The sequence below is a fragment of the Microvirga sp. GCM10011540 genome (assembly GCF_042650665.1).
Classification (GTDB): domain Bacteria; phylum Pseudomonadota; class Alphaproteobacteria; order Rhizobiales; family Beijerinckiaceae; genus Microvirga; species Microvirga lenta.
Genome location: NZ_JBHSBQ010000143.1, coordinates 52,851 through 68,279, shown reverse-complemented (window position 1 = coordinate 68,279; position 15,429 = coordinate 52,851). Strand labels below are relative to the sequence as shown.

Here is a 15,429-nt window from a genome sequence, read left to right as displayed (position 1 = left end):
CTAGCGGAGCACGCCGAATCCCACCAGCGCGTAGGCGATCAGGAAGATGGCCACGAAGACGTTGAGGAAGCGCGGCGCCACCAGGGAGGCGATGCCGAGGACCAGGGCCAGGATCGGGAGAAGCTTGAAGCTGAGATTGATGGACACGAACGAGATCCGTTATTCTATAACAGGACGGCCTTTATCGGCCGGAAATGGTTTCCAAACCGGAAACCCCGGCGCGCGCCGGCAGCGGCTTTCCGGCCTTATTCCACCGTCTCGTTCGGATAGACGCCCCACAGCTTCTCCTGGCGCACATAGCCGGCCACGTCGGCGCTGCCCTCCCGCACGATGGTGATCTGGCACCAGGTGCCGTCGCAGGCCCTGATGCTGCCGATCACGCCCGGCTGAAGCTGGGCCACCGTCTGGCCCTTGTCGTCGGCCCGGTCGAGCAGCGGGATCGGCGGCTGGTCGCCCTTGGCCCAGGGCATGACCAGGGCCGTGCGGCGCCCGGAGAGCAGGGAGTGGAGCACCCAGCCGTCGGTGCCCTCCGAATCGCGGATCCGGCGCCAGGTCTCGTATTCGGCGATGATCTCGACCGGCAGGCCCGCGCGCTGGAACACCCAGGCCGTCCGATGGTCCTTGGACGGGCCTTCCCTCAGGTTCACCCGGTCCGTCTTCAGGCTCACGTAGCGCGGCACGGGAAGCCCGGTTCCCAGGCGTCCGCCGGGAGGCTGCTGCGCCGGGCTCTCGGCGGCGCTCAGGGCCAGCAGGGCAAGGCTGAGGACGATCTTGCGCATGGTTCCCCTTCACGTTGGCTTTGTCTAAAGGCGAGCCTCTGGTAGAGAAGCTTGACGGGCCCCGCCACGCGGCGGCTCATCGCCTTTAGTCGCCGAAACAGGGTTAAGAGAGAGTGAAATCTCCTGAAACTCGTGCGGCTTTTTCGAGTGCCCGAGGACATCCCGAGCCGATGAAGAAGAGACCTGTCGTCGTCGTCACCCGCCGCCTTCCCGACGTGATCGAGACGCGCCTGCGCGAGCTCTTCGACACGCGCCTCAACCTCGAGGACAAGCCGCTCACGGCCGAGGAACTCGCCGAGGCGGTGAGGACGGCCGACGTGCTGGTGCCGACCATCACCGACGACATCGACGCGGCCCTCCTGGAGCAGGCCGGGCCCAACCTCAAGCTCATCGCCAATTTCGGCAACGGGGTCGACAACATCGACGTGCCGGCCGCCGCCGCCCGGGGCATCACCGTCACCAACACGCCGGGCGTGCTGACCGAGGACACGGCGGACATGACCATGGCGCTGATCCTCGCCGTGGCGCGCCGGATCACGGAAGGCGCCCAGATCGTCCCCTCCGGGAATTGGGCCGGCTGGTCCCCGACCTGGATGCTCGGGCGGCGCATCACCGGCAAGCGGCTCGGCATCGTCGGCATGGGCCGCATCGGCCAGGCGCTGGCGCGGCGCGCCAAGGCGTTCGGGCTGTCGATCCACTACCACAACCGCCGCCACGTGCCGCCGAAGATCGAGGCGGAGCTGGAGGCGACCTACTGGGAATCCCTCGACCAGATGCTGGCGCGCATGGACATCGTGTCCGTGAACTGCCCGCACACGCCCGCCACCTATCACCTGCTCTCGGCCCGGCGCCTCAAGCTCATGAAGCCCGACGCCATCCTGGTGAACACGGCCCGGGGCGAGATCATCGACGAGGCGGCGCTCACCAAGCTGATCGAGTCGGGCGCCATCGCGGGCGCGGGCCTCGACGTGTTCGAGGAGGAGCCGGCGGTCAATCCGCGCCTGCTGCGCCTCGCCAAGCAGGGCAAGGTGGTGCTGCTGCCGCATATGGGCTCGGCCACCCACGAGGGCCGCATCGCCATGGGCGAGAAGGTCATCGTCAACATCCGCGCCTTCACCGACGGCCACAAGCCGCCGGACCGGGTGCTGCCGAGCATGGTGTGACGCCCGGCGCCGGATTTTTCCTGACGCGATGTCGGTCTTCCCGGTCGGGAGAGGAGTTCGGTTGCGTTCAGGCTGCCGCTTTTCATCCAGCCGCCCGCAGCCCTCATCCCGAGGGGACCGTCAGGTCCGTCTCGAAGGACAGGGGCGTCTCCGGGGTGCCCTGGAGCCTCCTTCGAGACGCGGCTGCCGCGGCTCCTCAGGATGAGGGTGGGAGCGGTTGCGGCCTTCGTGGATCTGGCGCTGTCTGGCGCGACCTCCTTCCCTCCCCCTTGTGGGGAGGGCCAGGGTGGGGGTGTGAGCGATAGCCTATGAAGGTCTGGCGCTCACACCCCCACCTCCACCTCCTCCTCACAAGGGGGAGGAGAGCAGGTTGGCGCTTCCGGCGAGTCCGAGATCCGGGGGAGGAGAGCCGGACGGCGCTGCCCGTGAGAGCCTTCGGCTACCTCTCACCTCGCTGCGGAGAGCGAAAGAGCCGCTTACCCGGCGGGGACGACATGCGCGGGGGAAAGCCGCCCGATCACCTCCCCGGCCGCCCGCTCGCCCTCTTCCCACGCGCCGCCCGCCGTGCCCCATTGGGCGCGCGACAGCGCCTCCCCGGCGAACCAGATCCGCTCGCCGACCGGCGCCTTCAGGGTATCGCGGATCGCGTAGGATCCCGGCGGCACCACGGCCCAGGAGGCGCGCGACCAGGGATCGTGCCGCCAGGCGGTGCCGAGGCTGACGCTGAGGTTCCGGATGGCACGGTGCCCGAAATGCTCGGCCAGGACCGCGCGGGCGAACCGGGCCGGGGCATGGGGATCGCGCCCGTCGAGCCGGGCGGCGGCAGGCTGGTCGAGCTCGAAGAAATGGAACGGCGTGCCGTCGATGCGCGTGAGCAGCCCCGGCGGCTCCCGATGGCCTCCGACCAGGCTTGCGAGCCGGTCCGGGCCGTCGAAGGGCGAGTCGGGCCAGTGCAGCACCACGTGCTCGTAGACGCCCGGGGTGAAGCCGTGGATCGCATCCCTCACGGCCGGCGGCAGCGCCGGCGCGAAGCGGATCGCGTCCCGCTGCAGCACCGCCATGGGGGCGGTCACGATCACGGCCCTGGCCCGAAGGGTTCCCTCGGCGGTCTCGAGCCGCACCCCCTCGCCCGACCAGTCGACGGCCCGGACGGGCGTGTTCAGCCGGATCGGCAGGGCCCTGGCGAGCCGCGCCACATAGGCGCCGAGCCCGCCCGCGATGAAGAGGTTGTCGGCATATTCCATGCTCGGGAAATCGTGCAGGCTCACCTCGTCGAGAGGGCGGCCCGAGACCAGGCCGTGGACCTTCGCGACGCGCCGCCCGTGCGGTCCCATCGGCGGCAGGGCCCTGGCGGCGGGCTGGTCCTCCCGGCGGCGGGCCTCCTGGCTCATGGCCCGGTCGGCCCGGTCGAAGGCCGCGTCGAGGGCGGCCCTGTCGGCCCGCGACCCCTTCCGGCCGCGCACGAAGAGGTGCCCCTCCACGGGCGCCCGGCGCAGGGGCTCGCCCCGCTCGCGCCCGAGCCGCACCAGGGGGTTGATCGGTCCGGCATGGAGCCAGTGGGCGCCGAGATCCACCGGATGCGCCTTCAGCGGCACCGTCACCGTGCGCCCGCCGATGCGGGAACGGGCCTCCAGCACCGTCACGGACAGGCCCGCCGCCACGAGCCGCCGCGCGGCCGCGATGCCGGCGGAGCCGGCGCCGACGATCGCCACGTCGGGCACGTCGGAAGGGGTGCGGGGGAATGTCGGTTCGGCAGGCTTCACAGCTTCCTCCACCCCTCGCCTTGCGGAGGGTCCGTTCATAAGTAAAGTCCGCGCTTCATCTCAGGAGAGTTCATGACAGGTCTTGCCTTCGCCGCCCAGTCCATCGGGGCAGGAGACCACCGATGCTGATCCAGTCGGTTTTCGCCGCGGCCAGGGAGGTGTTCTCGCCGGCGCTCAGGAGCATTCTCTGGAAATCCCTGGCCTTGACGGCGGCCCTGCTGGCGCTGGTCTGGCTCGGGCTGACGCGCCTGTTCGACTACTTCCTCGACAGCTATCCCGTCGGCGCCGACTACCCGCTCATCGAAGGCTTCGCCTTCTTCCTGGCCGGGTTCGGGCTCTTCGTCGCGCTGATCTATCTCCTGCCCGCCGTCACCGCCATCGTGGCGGGCTATTTCCTCGACGACGTGGCCGAGGTGGTCGAGCGCAAGGACTATCCCGCCGATCCGCCGGGGCAGGCCCTGCCTTTCGGCAAGGCGATCCTCTACGGCCTGCGCTTCGCCGGGCTGTCGCTTCTGGTGAACCTTGCGGCGCTGCTCTTGTTCTTCATTCCCGGCATCAATATCGGCGTGTTCTTCGTCGCCAACGCCTACCTGCTGGGCCGGGAATATTTCGAGCTCGCGGCCGGCCGCTTCTGGGTGCCCGAGGACGTGGCGCGCCTGCGCATGGAGCACCGGGGCACGGTCTTCGCCGCGGGCGCGGTGCTGGCGGGGCTCGTTCTGGTGCCGGTCTTGAACCTCGTCACGCCGATCTTCGGCGCGACGATGATGGTTCACCTGCACAAGCGCCTAGTGGCTCGACGACTGGCCGACGGCCGGTCCGGAGGCCCGGTCCGGCTTGAAGTCGGACGTCGCGTCCCGTGATTCGCCCGCCAGCAGATCCGGCTTGGTCTGCGTCGCGTTGCGGTTGAGGTCGAACTGGCCCGTCTTGCGGAAGCGGGTCAGGTAGGAGGGCGCGATGGCCTCGATGGTGGTGGGGGTGATGCCCAGCCCCTCGAGGGTGCGGCCCTCCCGCTGGGCGGTCTCGGAGACCACGTTGTCCCGCTCCAGCAGGATCGCCTGGTCCTTGGTCATCACGAACTCGTCCGGCATCAGGCCGAGGGTGAGCGTGTCGAGCAGGCCCAGGACGCTGCCCTGGGCGCGGGCGGCCGCGTTCGGCAGGGGCAGGATCACCCGCTTGCGCTCGGTCACCTCGCACACGTATTCCACCAGGGCGCGCAGGGTCTTGATCTCGGGGCCGCCGAGCTCGTAGACGCGCCCGCCCGGCACGGCGCCGTCCACCGCCTTGACGATGGCCGCCGCCACGTCGCCGGCGAAGACCGGCTGGAAGCGGGTGTCGGCCCCCGCCAGCGGCAGGACCGGGAGCATCCGCACGAGGCTGGCGAAGCGGTTCAGGGTGTTGTCGCTCGGCCCGAACATGAGGGAGGGCCGCAGGATCACCGCATCCGGCCGCACGTTCAGGAGCCCGGCTTCGCCGCGGGCCTTGGAGCGGGCATAGACCGATTCGGAGTTCGCATCGGCGCCGATGGCCGAGACGTTGACGATGGTGGCGTCGGGCCGGGCCAGCTCGGCGATGAGGCGCGGCCCCTCGGCCTGGATCGCGTCGAAGCGCTGGCGCCCCTTCTCCTGCAGGATGCCCACCAGGTTGATCACGTGATCGGCCTTGGCGACCGCGTGGGCGACGGAATCCGGATAGCGCAGGTTGGCCTGGATCTGATGGATCTGGCCGACCATGCCCTGCGGCAGGAAGTTCGTCCGGTTCGGCAGGCGGGTCGCCACGAGAACCCGGTAGCCGCGCTTGGCCAGGGCACTCACCACGTAGCGGCCGAGAAAGCCGGTGCCGCCGAAGACGGTGACGAGTTGCTGATAGGGCGTGCGGATGGCGCCGATCATGAAAAGCTCCTGTCCGTCGGGACGTGGGTCGGACCCTGGGGCTCGGGGCGACCCTGGAAATGGAATTTGGAACGTCTCTAGTCAAACGCCGGACCCCTGTGAAGGGGCGTGCGACAGAGAAAGCACGCAATCGTCGTTTTCAGCGATTGACGCGCTGCCCCAACGGCCTTAAACGAACCCTCGCCGAACAGGCATGCCCAGGTGGCGGAATTGGTAGACGCACTGCTTTCAGGTAGCAGCGGGTAACACCGTGGAGGTTCGAGTCCTCTCCTGGGCACCATCCCTTCTTTGAAGGGAATGATGCACGAATTTTCCGATAATTGATGGCTTGATCGGCGCCAGAGCGCTTCGCTTCGGCGCGCCGTTTGCTGCGCCGCGGGCCGAGCGTAACCTTACCCCTGATCGATGATGCGTCTCACCTTGGAGGCCAGTTCGGCATAGGTGAAGGGCTTTCCAATCATGTGGACGCCGGGGTCGAGGCGGCCGTGATGCACGATCGCGTTCGAGGTGTAGCCGGTCGTATACAGCACCTTGAGATCGGGCCGGCGCCGGAGAGCCTGGTCGGCCAGGGCCCGACCGTTCAGGCCGCCGGTCAGCACGACGTCGGTGAACAGGAGATCGATCTCCGGATGCGCGGCCATCACGTCGAGGGCCGTAGGACCGTCGGGGGCCTCCAGAACCGAGTAGCCGAGCTCCCGGAGAGCCTCCGTCGTATAGAGCCGCAGATCCTTCTCGTCCTCCACCACGAGGATCGTTTCCCCCTCTCCCCGTGAGGTCGCAGTGACCTTCGGGGGCATCTCGGCCTCCTCCTCCTCGCCGGCGCCCATCAGGCGCGGCAGGTAGATCTTGACGGTCGTGCCTTCGCCGAGCTCGCTGTAGATCCGAACATGCCCGCGGGACTGGCGCACGAAGCCGTAGACCTGGCTCAGGCCCAGCCCCGTACCCTTGCCGGCTTCCTTCGTGGTGAAGAACGGCTCGAACACCTTCTCCATGGTGGCCTTGTCCATGCCGGTGCCGGTGTCGGACACGGCCACCAGCACGTATTGTCCGGGCGGCACGGATTCGGGCAGGGAGTCCACATAGGCCTCGTCGAGGCGCGCATTGGCCGTCTCGATGGTGAGTTTCCCGCCCTCCGGCATGGCGTCCCTGGCATTCACCGCCAGATTGAGGATCGCGTTCTCCAGCTGGTTCGGGTCGGCCTTCGTGCGCCACAGCCCGCCGCCGAGCACCGTTTCCAGAACGACCGTCTCGCCCAGGGTCCGTCGCAGGAGCTCGGACATCTCGGCGACGAGCTTGTTCGCGTCGATGGGCTTCGGGTCCAGCGGCTGGCGCCGCGAGAATGCGAGAAGCCTCTGGGTCAGGGTCGCCGCCCGGCGCGCTCCCTGCAGGGCTTGGTCGGCTGCGCGCCTGAGGCGTGCGGCATCCTCGGGCAGGCGGCGCTGCAGGAGCTCGATATTGCCGACGATGATGGTGAGCAGGTTGTTGAAGTCGTGCGCGATGCCGCCGGCGAGCTGGCCGACCGCCTCCATTTTTTGGGCCTGCCGGAGGGCTTCCTCGGCCTTCATCCGCTCGGCCACCTCGATGGCGACGCGCTCTTCCAGGGTCTCGTTCAGCCGCCTGAGTTCGGCGGCCGCCTCCTCGGCCTTCCGGCGCGCGAGCAGGAGTTCCTTTTCGTATTGCCGCCGGTCGCTGGCGTTGAACAGGGTGATGCGGTTGACGAGCGGCTTGCCCGCGGCATCGCGCTTCTGCACCGTGTTCACCAGGACCGGCAGCTCCCGTCCGTCGCGGCATTTCAGATCGAACGCGACCTCGTTGACGAAGCCCTGCATGCGCAGGAGCGGCGCGAAATGGGTCTCGAAGAAAACCTTCGCGCCGATGCCCAGAAAATCCTGAAAGGGTCTGCCGATCAGATCCTGGCGCTCGTGGCCCATCCAGGCGAGAAACGTCTGGTTCGCCCGGACGACGGTGCCGTCCGGCAGGGTGGAGACGTAGCCGCAGGGGGCGTTCTCGTAGAGTTCCTCGGCCGTCTCGTTTAGAAACTCCTGCTCGATCTTCACTAGGCTGCCGTCTTGCTCGATGCGGAGTCGCGCAAAAACGCCCGAATTGCCGCGATGGTTTCGTCAGGCGCGCTCAGATTGGGGCAATGTCCCGTGGCCTTCATCTGGACGAAGGTGCTGTCGGGAAGGTTCTGGCTCACGTATCGTCCTACGCTCTCGGGGGCGATCACGTCCTGCGAGCATTGCAGGACCAGCGACGGGGTTCCGACCCGCGCCAGGTCGGCCCGGTTGTCGGACAGGAAGGTGGTCCGCGCGAAATGCTTGGCGATCTCCGGATCGGTCCGGCAGAAGCTGTTGGCGAGCTCCTCGCCCAGCTCCGGACGGTCCGGATTGCCCATGATCACGGGGGCCATGGTGCTCGACCAGCCGAGATGGTTGCTGTCGAGGAAGTCGAGCAGGCCCTCGATGTCCTCCCGCTTGAACCCGCCGACATAATCGCCGTCGTTGATGTAGCAGGGCGAGGGGCCGATCATGACCAGCCGGCTGAAACGCTCCGGCTCCTTCGCGGCCGCGAGGGCCCCGATCATCGCGCTGACCGAATGACCGACGAAGATCACGTCCGTCAGGTCCAGCTCGCGGCAGATCTCGAGCACGTCGTCGGCATAACCCTCGAGCGAACCATACTTCTCCCTATCGAAGAAGGAGGCATCGGACCGGCCGTGGCCGACATGATCGAAGAGCACGATCCGGTAATCGTCCGCGAAGGCGGGCGTGATGAACCGCCACATGTTCTGGTCGCAGCCATAGCCATGCGCGAAGAGCATCGGCTGCCGGCCGTGTCCGGAAACCTGGACGTTGTTTCGCGTGAGGGCGGAAGTCATGAGGCGCTCCATCGGCATGAGGCTGATCGGGGTTGCGGACCTGTTCGCAAGGTACGGCATTCCCTGCAAGAATTCGCAGGAGGCACGCCGGGTGTTATCCCACTGAACCCTTCAATGCTCATGGGACATGACCATGGGCATCACCGGAAGCCGGACGTGACGAGGCGTACCGCGTACGCAGCTTAACAGATGTCGCTTGGCGGCCACTCGTCAATGCGCGGACGCGATTTCCTCGAATTCGCGGTGCGGCGTCGGATTGTCGCCTGTCCGTCCCGGCGGCTCGCGAAGCCCCCGCCTCACGCAGGCTCGGTGTCGATTCCCGCCTCCGCCAGATCCTTGAACCCGCCGATGTTGAAGACGGACGTGTAGCCCATGTCCTGCAGGGTCTTGCCCGCGAGCGCCGAGCGGCCGCCGGAGGCGCAGTGCAGGAGGATGGTCTTGTCCTTCCGGAATTCCGGGTTGTGATACTGGCTCTCCGGGTCGGCGCGGAATTCCAGCATGCCGCGCGGGACGTTCAGCGCGCCCTTGAGCCTGCCGCTCTGCTGAACCTCCGTGGGATCGCGCACGTCCACGACGAGCACGTCGCCGGATCGCATCCTCTCGGCGGCTTCCGCGGGAGACAGCTTGGGCACGGCGGCGTTCGCCTCCGCCAGCAGGTCCTTGACTTTCGTGGGCATGGTCTCCTCCTCACATCGGGCGGCCGAGTCTAGGCCCGATCGGGCGGCGGACCAATAACCCTCAAGCATGGGGGCCCTGTCCCATCGTGGCCGCGATCGGTCGCATCGCCCTTGAATGCCGGTGCCGGTATGGCCATCTACCATCCAGCGGGATGGTAATAGGATGGTGAAGATGCCCAGCAACGTGCAGGAACTCCGGCCGAAGGCGGACAGCGAGAAGATCACGATCAATCTCGGCTTCGTGGATCTGGGCCAGATCGACCTGCTGGTTCAGGAGGGGTTCTATTCGAACCGCACCGACTTCATCCGCACGGCCATCCGCAACCAGCTCGACCGGCACAACGACAACGTCCGCAACTCGGTGGCGCGCCACCAGCTCGATCTCGGCCTTCGCCATTTCACCCGGCAGGATCTGGAGACGGCGCGGGCGGCCGGCGAAGTGCTGCACATCCAGGTTCTGGGGCTGGCGACCATCGCGCCCGACGTGACGCCGGAACTGGCGCGCCAGACCATCGGCTCCCTTCACGTCCTGGGGGCCCTCCATGCCAGCGCGGCCGTGAAGGAGGCGCTGCGGGACCGCATGCGCTGACGCCCGGACCCCATTCTCCAACCCATCAGGAACACGATCATGAACTCCCCTTTCAAGAAAGCCATGGCCGAGGCGACCCGGCTCACCCGCCAGGGCCGGCTCGCCGACGCCATGGCGTCCCTGCGCGGAGCGCTCCCGGGAACGGCGTCCCGGCCCGCCGACGCGCCGCGCCACCGGTCCGAACCCGGGAAGCGCACCATCGACCTGGAGCCCCCGGCGGCCGAGGGCGGAGCCTGGACGGCGCCGCCATCCGGTTCGCCGCGCGCCGAGGCCCATCCCTGGACCGGCATCGCCGAGGGCCTGGCCCAGGCGGGCGTGCCGGAGGCGATGCGGGAGTTCCTCGGCCGCGTGGGGCAGGGCGGCCCGGTTGCCGGATTCGAGGGGCCGTTCAAGCCCGCGCCCGGCGCGCCTGCGGCTCCGCTGCCGGACGGGGCGCGCTTCGAGGAGCGCGCCTTCGCGGGCGAGGCGGGGCGGCGCAGCTACAAGCTCTATGTTCCGAGCGGCTATCGCGGGCAGGCGCTGCCCCTCGTGGTGATGCTGCATGGCTGCACCCAGTCGCCGGACGATTTCGCCGCCGGCACGCAGATGAACGCGCTCGCCGAGGAGCAGACCTTCCTCGTGGCCTATCCGGCGCAGACGAAGGCGGCCAACGCCTCGAAATGCTGGAACTGGTTCAACGCGGAAGACCAGCAGCGCGACCGGGGCGAGCCGGCGCTGATCGCGGGCATCACCCGGCAGATCATGGGCGAGTTCCCGGTCGATCCCGGCCGCGTCTATGTGGCGGGCCTTTCCGCCGGCGGTGCCGCGGCGGCGATCATGGGATCGACCTATCCCGATCTCTACGCCGCCGTGGGGGTTCATTCGGGGCTGGCCTGCGGGGCCGCCCGGGACGTCGCCTCCGCCTTCGCGGCCATGCGCCAGGGCGGCCCGGCGCGCAGCGGCCGCACCGGGAAGCCGGTGCCGACCATCGTGTTCCATGGCGACCGGGACAAGACGGTCAATCCGGTCAACGGGGACCAGGTCATCGCCCAGTCGAAGGCGGGATCGGATCTGCGCCAAACCGTGTCGCGCGGGGAGAGCCCGGGCGGCGTGCGCTATACCCGCACGGTGCAGAGCGACGAGGAAGGACATCCCGTTCTCGAGCACTGGGTGCTCCACGGGGCGGGGCATGCCTGGTCCGGCGGAAGCCCGGCCGGAACCTACACCGATCCGCGCGGACCGGATGCCAGCCGCGAGATGCTGCGCTTCTTTCGCGAGCGCCGGACGGCGTGAAGCGGAGGCGGGTCCTCAAAAAGTTGCGGCGCAGGTCCGGCGCGGCACCTTCGGCCGCTTCGGAACTGCGCTGCATGGCACGTCACCGGAGAGTCGCTCCAGGGGGAGCCGGGCGCCGGCACCCTGTGCCGGACCGCCCGGTCCCGATGGATCTTGAGGGATCAGCGATCCCGAGTTAGCGGACGGGCGTCGTGTTCCCGTAGGTGGCCGGGTTGGTCACCTGCGAGCCGCTGGCGTTCGGAACCGGCGGCGGCGGGACCGAGCCGGTCGCGGACGGCGCCACGTTCAGCCTCTGGCCGTGGTTCTGCGGCACGGTGGAGCCGTAGGTGCAGGGATTCGTCGTCTGCGAACCGCTGGCGTTCGGAACCGGCGCGCAGGTGCCGGTCATGGCGGGCTGGCCGGGAGGGGCGGTCTGAATGGTGCCCGGGCTGGCGGTGTTGCCGTAGGTGGCCGGGTTGGTCACCTGCGAGCCGCTGGCGTTCGGGACCGGCGGCGGGGTCTGAGCCATCGCCCCAGCCGCGCTGAAGGCGAGCGCGCCAATGGCGGCCGTCGTCATAAGGATGCGTCGCATAAAAGTTCTCCATCGTAAGGCGTTGCCACGAGGGTGACGTGCCGTAAGCATCGCACGACCAACGCGGCTGTCAGGACAAGGTTGCGAAGAATCGCTTTTTGGTGATCGGCCTATGCGCTGCCGCACATCCTGCGGCAGCGGTTGCGGCGACGGTGCTCAAGACAAAAGCGGAACATCCCGCCTCCGCCTGCCGTTGTCAGACAAGTCTCAGTGTCCTGGAGGACGTGATGATTGTCCCATTCAAAACCTTGACGGCTGCAGCCTTCGCCCTCGGCGGCGCCATGGCGCTCCAGTCGGCGCCCGCCTCGGCGCAAGTCTTCTACGGTGTTCCGGCCTATGAAGGCGGCACCGTCCGCTACTTTTCGGGCGTGCCCGTCGGCGCCCGCGCGGTGCGGCCCTACCGCCCGGTCGCGGGCTATTACGGTCCCCGTTACGGCTATCGCCCGGCCTATTACGGCCCGCGCTACCGCTACGGCTATCCCTATCGCTACGGCTACCGCCGCTCCTACAACGGCGGCGCCGTCGCGGCGGGCCTGATCGGCGGCCTGGCTCTCGGCGCCATCGCCAGCGCGGCGGCCAATCCCTATTACTATTCGCCCGGCTACTATCAGCCGACCTACTACGCCCCGGCCCGCACCTGCTTCACGGAGCGCCGCCGGATCGTGAACCGCTACGGGCGTGTGATCGTCCGCCGGGTCCAGACCTGCTACTGAGATCCGCGTGCCGTGCCCCTCGAGGAAAGCCCCGCCCCGCGCGGGGCTTTTCGCGTCGTTGCCCGGGCGGTGCGGACAGGGTAGAGGCAGAACCCGGGACAATTTTCGATCTGGACGTTTCATGACCACCCGCTTCCATCGCGGCGACCTGCCCGCGGACTACCAGCCCGGCCCGGCCATCGCGATCGACACCGAGACCCTTGGCCTCAACCCCCACCGGGACCGCCTGTGCGTGGTGCAGATCTCGAAGGGCGACGGCACCGCCGACGTGGTCCAGATCGAAAAGGACGGACCCGTTCCGGAGAACCTGGTCCGGGTGCTCGGCGACGAGAGCGTGCTCAAGATCTTCCACTATGCCCGCTTCGACCTCGCGGTGCTGTTCCACGCCTTCGGGGTGATGCCGCGTCCGGTCTACTGCACCAAGGTGGCCTCGCGGCTCGTGCGCACCTATACCGACCGGCACGGCCTGAAGGACCTGGTGCGCGAGCAGCTCGGCGTCGAGCTCTCCAAGCAGCAGCAATCCTCCGACTGGGGCGCCGACACGCTCACCCAGGCCCAGCTCGACTACGCGGCCTCCGACGTGCTGCATCTCCATGCGCTCAAGGACCGGCTCGACCGGATGCTGGAGCGGGAGAACCGGCTCGGCATCGCCCATCAGTGCTTCTCGTTCCTGCCCACGCGGGCGCAGCTGGATCTTTTGGGGTGGCCGGACACGGACATTTTCGCCCATAGTTGACGCGACCTTAAACTTTCCCGCATAAAACCCTCATCCGTCACAACATTGCCACGGCTGTCGGCCATGGCACCGGCCGATGTGGACGGGAAGGGGCCTTTGACAGTGACGGCGACGAACGGCATCACGATCGGTGACGGTCCGGCTCCCGTGCGGAGCGCGCGTTCGCGCGCCTTCTCCAAGGCCCAGCGCCATTCCAGGCTGGTGCGCGTCGCCAAGGTGGCGATTCCCCTCGGCGCCCTGATCGCCATGGCGGCGGTCGGCGCGGTCGCGTATCTCGATCCCTTCCGCCAGATCGAGGGGCTGAGCGTGGGCCCCATTTCCGTGAGCGGCACGAACGTGACCATGGAAAGCCCGAAGCTGACCGGCTTTCGCAACGACAACCGTCCCTACGAGGTGACGGCGAGCGCGGCGACGCAGGACGTGCGGAATCCCACCCTCGTCGAGCTGAAGGACCTGAAGGCGCGCATCGTCACCGACGACAAGGGCAGCGCCGCCCGGCTCGAGGCCGCCATCGGCATCCTGAACACCCAGAAGGAGCAGATGAACCTGCGCCAGGACGTCCGCGTGCGGACGGACAGCGGCCAGGAGGTCCTGCTCAACTCGGCCTTCGTGGACTTCAAGGCCGGCACGGTCGTGTCCGACGAGCCCGTCACCGTCACCCTCGGCAACGGCATCATCGAGGCCACCGGCCTCGAGGTGAAGGACAACGGCAAGGCCATGCATTTCAAGGGCCGCGTCCGCACCACCTTCCACGCCGCATCGTCCGAATCATCCGCTTCCGTTCCCGCCGAGGCCGGCTCCGAGAGCCCGCCGGCGCAACCGACAAGTGTGCGTCCATGATGACTCCAAAATTCGCCGCCCTCGCAGGCGCGCTTCTCCTCGCCGCGCCGGTCTGCGTCCAACCTGTCTCGGCCCAGGTCGGCGCCGGCAAGGAGCGCGCCGTCGGTTTCGGCAATTTCGGCGCCAGCAAGGAGCCGATCAAGATCGACGCCGACCGTCTCGACGTGTTCGACAAGGAAGGGCGCGCGGTCTTCACCGGCAACGTGGTGGCGGTTCAGGGCGAGAGCACCATGAACTGCAGCCTCATGACCGTGTACTACGAGCAGCAGAACCGGGAGGGCGGCGGCGCCGCGACGCCGGGACCGCAGGGCGCGGACGACAGCTCGATCAAGAAGATCGACTGCGAAGGCCCGGTCACCATCGTGTCGAAGACCCAGGTGGCAACGGGCAACAACGCGACCTTCGACCGGGTGTCGAACAAGATCTTCCTGACCGGCAACGCGGCCCTGAGCGACGGGCCCAACGTCACCCGCGGCGAGCGGGTGGTGTACGACATCAACACGGGCGTGGCCAATGTGGAGACGAAGCCGGGCGGGCGCGTGCGCGCCCTGTTCGTGCCCGGCAGCGGCGGTCCGGCTCCCACGGGAGCGGGCGCCAATGCCAAGCCCGCGCCCAAGAAGCCGGCGACCAACTGACGTCGGCGCCTTTCATCCCGGTCCCTTCCTCATTGCAGCGATAGCCTCTTGAAATCCCTTCTCCGCCGTTCCCAAGCCGGTCCCTCGGATTCGCATTTCCTGGATGCGGAGCTGAGCGCGCCGGGCCAGTCGTTCTACGAGACCACCGGAAACGTGTCCGTCTTCGGCGGACCCGGCGTGCTGGCGGTCAAGGGCCTGCAGAAGAGCTATCGCGGCCGCACCGTGGTTCACGACGCGGCCCTGAACGTGCGCGCGGGCGAGGCCGTCGGCCTGCTCGGCCCCAACGGCGCGGGCAAGACCACCATCTTCTACATGATCACCGGCCTCGTCTCGGCGGATCGGGGCGTGATCAGCCTCGACGGGCACGAGGTGACGCAGCTTCCCATGTACCGCCGCGCCCGCCTCGGCATCGGCTACCTGCCGCAGGAGGCGTCGATCTTCCGCGGCCTCAACGTGGAGGACAACATCCGCGCGGTGCTCGAAATCGTCGAGCCGAGCCGCAAGGAGCGCGAGCGCAAGCTCGACGCGCTGCTCGACGAGTTCAACATCACGCGCCTGCGCAAGTCGCCGTCCATCGCCCTCTCGGGCGGCGAGCGGCGGCGCTGCGAGATCGCCCGCGCGCTGGCCGGCGAGCCGACCTTCATGCTGCTCGACGAGCCCTTCGCGGGCATCGACCCGATCGCGGTCGGCGACATCCAGAACCTGGTGCGCCACCTGACCCGGCGCGGGATCGGCGTGCTGATCACGGACCACAACGTCCGCGAGACGCTGGGCCTGATCGACCGGGCCTACATCATCCATTCCGGCCGCGTCCTCACCGAGGGCCACCCGGACGCCATCGTGGCCAACGAGGAGGTCCGGCGCCTCTATCTGGGCGAGGATTTCCGTCTCTGACGACCCCGGCTCAGGCGCTCCCGGAAGGCG

The 15,429-nt window shown here is 68.3% G+C and carries 17 protein-coding genes and 1 tRNA gene; 10 read left to right on the top strand and 8 right to left on the bottom strand.

Annotation, left to right across the window (positions count from 1 at the left end):
* Both ACFOYU_RS24720 and ACFOYU_RS24715 read right to left on the bottom strand, forming a co-directional pair.
* Window positions 1–147, bottom strand: a complete 147-nt coding sequence (locus ACFOYU_RS24720) for a DUF3096 domain-containing protein (RefSeq protein WP_226738495.1) — start codon at window positions 145–147, stop codon at window positions 1–3.
* Window positions 148–245: 98 nt separating this feature from the next.
* Window positions 246–779: an SH3 domain-containing protein gene (locus tag ACFOYU_RS24715; protein ID WP_377035600.1), complete on the bottom strand. Its 534-nt coding sequence runs from the start codon at window positions 777–779 to the stop codon at window positions 246–248.
* 170 nt (window positions 780–949) lie between these two features.
* Between ACFOYU_RS24715 and ACFOYU_RS24710 the strand changes: the two genes are divergently transcribed.
* A complete protein-coding gene (locus tag ACFOYU_RS24710) occupies window positions 950–1,942 on the top strand; it encodes a D-glycerate dehydrogenase (RefSeq protein ID WP_226738499.1) in 993 nt (330 codons plus the stop codon).
* 476 nt (window positions 1,943–2,418) lie between these two features.
* Here the strand turns inward: ACFOYU_RS24710 and ACFOYU_RS24705 are convergent, their stop codons facing one another.
* Complete coding sequence (locus ACFOYU_RS24705; RefSeq protein ID WP_377035599.1) at window positions 2,419–3,744, bottom strand: flavin monoamine oxidase family protein; 1,326 nt, start codon at window positions 3,742–3,744, stop codon at window positions 2,419–2,421.
* An 83-nt stretch (window positions 3,745–3,827) separates the two neighbouring features.
* On the opposite strand from ACFOYU_RS24705, the gene ACFOYU_RS24700 reads away from it, so the two are divergent.
* Complete coding sequence (locus ACFOYU_RS24700; protein ID WP_226738503.1) at window positions 3,828–4,565, top strand: sulfate transporter family protein; 738 nt, start codon at window positions 3,828–3,830, stop codon at window positions 4,563–4,565.
* On the opposite strand, the gene ACFOYU_RS24695 is transcribed toward ACFOYU_RS24700, so the two are convergent.
* Window positions 4,491–5,594 carry a complex I NDUFA9 subunit family protein gene (locus ACFOYU_RS24695; RefSeq protein WP_377035598.1) on the bottom strand — a complete coding sequence of 368 codons (1,104 nt, stop codon included), beginning with the start codon at window positions 5,592–5,594 and terminating at the stop codon, window positions 4,491–4,493. The two genes, ACFOYU_RS24700 and ACFOYU_RS24695, sit on opposite strands and share 75 nt — an antisense overlap.
* A gap of 195 nt (window positions 5,595–5,789) precedes the next feature.
* Here ACFOYU_RS24695 and ACFOYU_RS24690 point away from each other — a divergent pair.
* Window positions 5,790–5,874: transfer RNA gene (locus ACFOYU_RS24690), tRNA-Leu, on the top strand.
* Window positions 5,875–5,986: 112 nt separating this feature from the next.
* On the opposite strand, the gene ACFOYU_RS24685 is transcribed toward ACFOYU_RS24690, so the two are convergent.
* From ACFOYU_RS24685 to ACFOYU_RS24675, 3 genes are all read right to left on the bottom strand, one after another.
* Entirely contained in the window at window positions 5,987–7,651 is a 1,665-nt protein-coding gene (locus ACFOYU_RS24685; RefSeq protein WP_377035597.1) for an ATP-binding protein, read from the bottom strand.
* The gene (locus tag ACFOYU_RS24680; protein ID WP_377035596.1) at window positions 7,651–8,472 is read right to left on the bottom strand and encodes an alpha/beta fold hydrolase; all 822 of its coding nucleotides are present in this window, start codon (window positions 8,470–8,472) and stop codon (window positions 7,651–7,653) included. The genes ACFOYU_RS24685 and ACFOYU_RS24680 overlap by 1 nt, the downstream gene beginning before the upstream one ends.
* A gap of 296 nt (window positions 8,473–8,768) precedes the next feature.
* On the bottom strand, window positions 8,769–9,149 hold the full coding sequence (locus tag ACFOYU_RS24675; protein ID WP_377035595.1) for a rhodanese-like domain-containing protein: 381 nt from the start codon (window positions 9,147–9,149) through the stop codon (window positions 8,769–8,771).
* Between the two features lie 172 nt (window positions 9,150–9,321).
* Here ACFOYU_RS24675 and ACFOYU_RS24670 point away from each other — a divergent pair, with 172 nt between their 5' ends.
* Together ACFOYU_RS24670 and ACFOYU_RS24665 are read left to right on the top strand one after the other, a co-directional pair.
* A complete protein-coding gene (locus ACFOYU_RS24670; RefSeq protein WP_377035594.1) occupies window positions 9,322–9,738 on the top strand; it encodes a CopG family transcriptional regulator in 417 nt (138 codons plus the stop codon).
* Window positions 9,739–9,777: 39 nt separating this feature from the next.
* The gene (locus ACFOYU_RS24665; RefSeq protein WP_377035593.1) at window positions 9,778–11,010 is read left to right on the top strand and encodes an alpha/beta hydrolase family esterase; all 1,233 of its coding nucleotides are present in this window, start codon (window positions 9,778–9,780) and stop codon (window positions 11,008–11,010) included.
* A 175-nt stretch (window positions 11,011–11,185) separates the two neighbouring features.
* On the opposite strand, the gene ACFOYU_RS24660 is transcribed toward ACFOYU_RS24665, so the two are convergent.
* The gene (locus ACFOYU_RS24660) at window positions 11,186–11,581 is read right to left on the bottom strand and encodes a hypothetical protein (RefSeq protein ID WP_226738513.1); all 396 of its coding nucleotides are present in this window, start codon (window positions 11,579–11,581) and stop codon (window positions 11,186–11,188) included.
* Window positions 11,582–11,808: 227 nt separating this feature from the next.
* On the opposite strand from ACFOYU_RS24660, the gene ACFOYU_RS24655 reads away from it, so the two are divergent.
* The 5 genes from ACFOYU_RS24655 (at window position 11,809) to lptB (ending at window position 15,399) form a co-directional block, all read left to right on the top strand.
* The gene (locus ACFOYU_RS24655; protein WP_377035592.1) at window positions 11,809–12,294 is read left to right on the top strand and encodes a hypothetical protein; all 486 of its coding nucleotides are present in this window, start codon (window positions 11,809–11,811) and stop codon (window positions 12,292–12,294) included.
* 121 nt (window positions 12,295–12,415) lie between these two features.
* On the top strand, window positions 12,416–13,030 hold the full coding sequence (locus ACFOYU_RS24650) for a ribonuclease D (protein WP_226738516.1): 615 nt from the start codon (window positions 12,416–12,418) through the stop codon (window positions 13,028–13,030).
* Between the two features lie 63 nt (window positions 13,031–13,093).
* The gene (lptC, locus tag ACFOYU_RS24645; protein ID WP_226738518.1) at window positions 13,094–13,870 is read left to right on the top strand and encodes an LPS export ABC transporter periplasmic protein LptC; all 777 of its coding nucleotides are present in this window, start codon (window positions 13,094–13,096) and stop codon (window positions 13,868–13,870) included.
* The gene (locus tag ACFOYU_RS24640; RefSeq protein WP_377035591.1) at window positions 13,867–14,505 is read left to right on the top strand and encodes an LptA/OstA family protein; all 639 of its coding nucleotides are present in this window, start codon (window positions 13,867–13,869) and stop codon (window positions 14,503–14,505) included. The genes lptC and ACFOYU_RS24640 overlap by 4 nt, the downstream gene beginning before the upstream one ends.
* A 111-nt stretch (window positions 14,506–14,616) precedes the next feature.
* A complete protein-coding gene (gene lptB, locus ACFOYU_RS24635; protein WP_226739245.1) occupies window positions 14,617–15,399 on the top strand; it encodes an LPS export ABC transporter ATP-binding protein in 783 nt (260 codons plus the stop codon).
* Window positions 15,400–15,429: the final 30 nt, after the last annotated feature.

What these genes read in the sequence shown, in the direction of transcription:
- ACFOYU_RS24660 (WP_226738513.1), bottom strand. Translation starts at nt 11,581, where the DNA reads ATGCGACGCATCCTTATGACGACGGCCGCCATTGGCGCGCTCGCCTTC.
- ACFOYU_RS24650 (WP_226738516.1), top strand. Translation starts at nt 12,416, where the DNA reads ATGACCACCCGCTTCCATCGCGGCGACCTGCCCGCGGACTACCAGCCC.
- ACFOYU_RS24715 (WP_377035600.1), bottom strand. Translation starts at nt 779, where the DNA reads ATGCGCAAGATCGTCCTCAGCCTTGCCCTGCTGGCCCTGAGCGCCGCC.
- ACFOYU_RS24705 (WP_377035599.1), bottom strand. Translation starts at nt 3,744, where the DNA reads ATGAACGGACCCTCCGCAAGGCGAGGGGTGGAGGAAGCTGTGAAGCCT.
- ACFOYU_RS24710 (WP_226738499.1), top strand. Translation starts at nt 950, where the DNA reads ATGAAGAAGAGACCTGTCGTCGTCGTCACCCGCCGCCTTCCCGACGTG.
- ACFOYU_RS24670 (WP_377035594.1), top strand. Translation starts at nt 9,322, where the DNA reads ATGCCCAGCAACGTGCAGGAACTCCGGCCGAAGGCGGACAGCGAGAAG.
- ACFOYU_RS24655 (WP_377035592.1), top strand. Translation starts at nt 11,809, where the DNA reads ATGATTGTCCCATTCAAAACCTTGACGGCTGCAGCCTTCGCCCTCGGC.
- ACFOYU_RS24640 (WP_377035591.1), top strand. Translation starts at nt 13,867, where the DNA reads ATGATGACTCCAAAATTCGCCGCCCTCGCAGGCGCGCTTCTCCTCGCC.
- ACFOYU_RS24695 (WP_377035598.1), bottom strand. Translation starts at nt 5,594, where the DNA reads ATGATCGGCGCCATCCGCACGCCCTATCAGCAACTCGTCACCGTCTTC.
- ACFOYU_RS24675 (WP_377035595.1), bottom strand. Translation starts at nt 9,149, where the DNA reads ATGCCCACGAAAGTCAAGGACCTGCTGGCGGAGGCGAACGCCGCCGTG.
- ACFOYU_RS24665 (WP_377035593.1), top strand. Translation starts at nt 9,778, where the DNA reads ATGAACTCCCCTTTCAAGAAAGCCATGGCCGAGGCGACCCGGCTCACC.
- ACFOYU_RS24680 (WP_377035596.1), bottom strand. Translation starts at nt 8,472, where the DNA reads ATGACTTCCGCCCTCACGCGAAACAACGTCCAGGTTTCCGGACACGGC.
- lptC (WP_226738518.1), top strand. Translation starts at nt 13,094, where the DNA reads ATGGCACCGGCCGATGTGGACGGGAAGGGGCCTTTGACAGTGACGGCG.
- ACFOYU_RS24700 (WP_226738503.1), top strand. Translation starts at nt 3,828, where the DNA reads ATGCTGATCCAGTCGGTTTTCGCCGCGGCCAGGGAGGTGTTCTCGCCG.